2 protein-coding genes and 1 pseudogene are annotated in these 2,007 nt (G+C 70.1%); 2 read left to right on the forward strand and 1 reads right to left on the reverse strand.

Annotated elements, in window-relative coordinates; translation table 11 throughout:
• Together U9R90_RS35810 and U9R90_RS35815 are read left to right on the forward strand one after the other, a co-directional pair.
• Window positions 1-622, forward strand: a pseudogene (locus U9R90_RS35810) (hypothetical protein); the annotation flags it as partial.
• 140 nt (window positions 623-762) lie between these two features.
• A complete protein-coding gene (locus tag U9R90_RS35815) occupies window positions 763-1,110 on the forward strand; it encodes a BlaI/MecI/CopY family transcriptional regulator (protein WP_411061648.1) in 348 nt (115 codons plus the stop codon).
• A gap of 158 nt (window positions 1,111-1,268) precedes the next feature.
• Here the strand turns inward: U9R90_RS35815 and U9R90_RS35820 are convergent, their stop codons facing one another.
• Window positions 1,269-1,991, reverse strand: coding sequence for a helix-turn-helix domain containing protein (locus U9R90_RS35820; protein ID WP_411061649.1), 723 nt, complete (start codon window positions 1,989-1,991; stop codon window positions 1,269-1,271).
• Window positions 1,992-2,007: the final 16 nt, after the last annotated feature.

A 2,007-nucleotide genomic window follows, 5' to 3' on the forward strand; every position in this document is an offset into this window, starting at 1 on the left:
TGCGCCCAGGCCGCTTCATGGACCGGGTGAGCGCCTGCGGGTGCGGGAGATGCTCACCTATCTCGCGGCGGCGCTGCCCCGCTTCACCTCCCCGGCCGCCCGTCTGCTTGCCCTGCAGTGCGCTCTGCGTGCCGATGCCGGAGCTTATGTCCGGCTACCGGGCGGCCTGTTGCGCGGCATGCGGCTGTACGGGCGCGGGGAACTGTGGCAGGAGCTGGAGCATGCCGGCTGGCTGCGCTGCAGGGCCAATAGGCATCCGCACGTGAAGGCCCAGCTGCTCGATGCCGCGCTCCTCGCCCAGGGAGCCGGGCGCCATGTGCGGGCCCGTGCCGCCCAGTGGGCGCTGCGTCCCGCCCCGGTGGCTCTGCCTTCCGGGTGGCCGCCGTCCGTGCAGCTGACCGCACTGGCCGTGGCCTCTTGCACGTCGGGGGAGGCCGGCAGTATCGACATGGAAGTGCTCGCCCGGCTGTGCGGTCACTCACCCCATCAGGCCGAGGAACTCCTCGACCGGCTGGTCATTACGCGCATGCTGACTTCCTGGCGGTACTGCCGGGAGACCGACGAAGTCTCCTGGCACCTTCCGTCTCCGGCCAACGCGGGCCGCACAGCTGCGCAGCAGTGACCATGCCCCCTGCCGGCCGCCGCGCCCGGCGGGAGAGAGTGAGACACCATTCGGCACGAACATCCGGCTCCGCATCCAAGAAATCTGCCGCCAAGAAGACCGCGGCCAAACCCTCGTCCGCGACGCCGACTCTCGTCGAATTGATCCGCACTCACCTGGCGCAGCAGAACGAGCCCCGCTCTGCCGCAGAAATCTCCTCCGCACTGGGGCAGGACCATCCCGACCGCAACATCAAGAACACCGTCGTGCGCACCAGCCTCAAGGGACTCGTTGCCAAGGGCCATGCTCGCCGCACCAAGCAGGGCTCGTCCGTTTTCTATACCGCCGCGGCCACCAGGAACCCGCTGCGGACGAGCCGCAGCCGGAGGCAGCGGCCGGCTGAGCATCCGCCGGCCGGCCAGCGCACTCCTCCGTCCCGCAATCCGACGGCCCCGGCGCCGAAGGTCACGGCGCTGGGTGCGAACCGGCGTACCGCCGTGAGCGGCTGAGACAGTGCCGAGCAGTCGGGTGACAGGGATTGCGCTGGGCCCTGACCCGAAATTTCCGTGTGCCGTCGAGCTGGCGGTGCGGAAGTCGCAGGCGGGCAGTCACTCAGCAGCGGCGGGATGTGGGCACCTACGATCTCAGCGATTGCGCTCCGGAGGTATCAGCGCGGGCGCCAGGTGCGGATCTCCAGGTGGATGATGTGCGCATCCGGGCGGATGCGGCCGGTCTCCACGAGCCATTGATGGACGGCTGCGGTGACGTCTCCGCCTGCGGCGTCGACGCGTTGGGCAAAGCTGGCGGCGTCATGGCCGCCGGTCTGGGCGGAGCCGTAGGAGCGCTCCTCGGTGTGATCGGCGCGCTGGATGACGTCACGGCGGATGCCGGGTGAGTCGGTACGGCTGCCGGAGGGGTGCAGGTAGCCGGTCTTGGCCAGGCGGACAGTGAAGGCCAGGCGCAGGCCGTGGCGGGCGGCTTCGGCGATCAGGGGGCGCAGTCGGGAGGAACCGGAGGCGATCGCCTGGGCGCCGACACGGCCGGTACCGGAGCCGGTGGGGGTGATCAGGACGGCTTTGCTGCGCACCCGGGCTGTGGCACCGGAGGTGGTGGTGCGGCGGGTGATGTGGCGGCTTGCGATGGAGGCGAGGTCGGGGAGGTCGGTGATGCCGCCGGTCTGGACGGCGGCCAGGACCTGACGCAGGGCCGGGACGAAGGCAGCGCCTTTGTTCTTTGTATAGAACTGGGAGACCAGAGAGGCGTCACGGTTGATGATGCGGGCGATGTCGCGCTTGGTGTAGCCGGCTGTCTGCAGTTGGTCGGCCAGCTGGGCGGCCTCGTTCAATTCGCGTTGCCCGGTGGGACGGTTGCGGCGGGGGCGGGGTGGCATCAGGCCTCTCCTGCGC

It is taken from the genome of Streptomyces sp. E11-3 (genome assembly GCF_046540415.1).
GTDB lineage: Bacteria > Actinomycetota > Actinomycetes > Streptomycetales > Streptomycetaceae > Streptomyces.

Bases quoted from the DNA above. Each gene is read 5' to 3' on its own strand.
- U9R90_RS35820 (WP_411061649.1), bottom strand. From the start codon at position 1,991: ATGCCACCCCGCCCCCGCCGCAACCGTCCCACCGGGCAACGCGAATTG.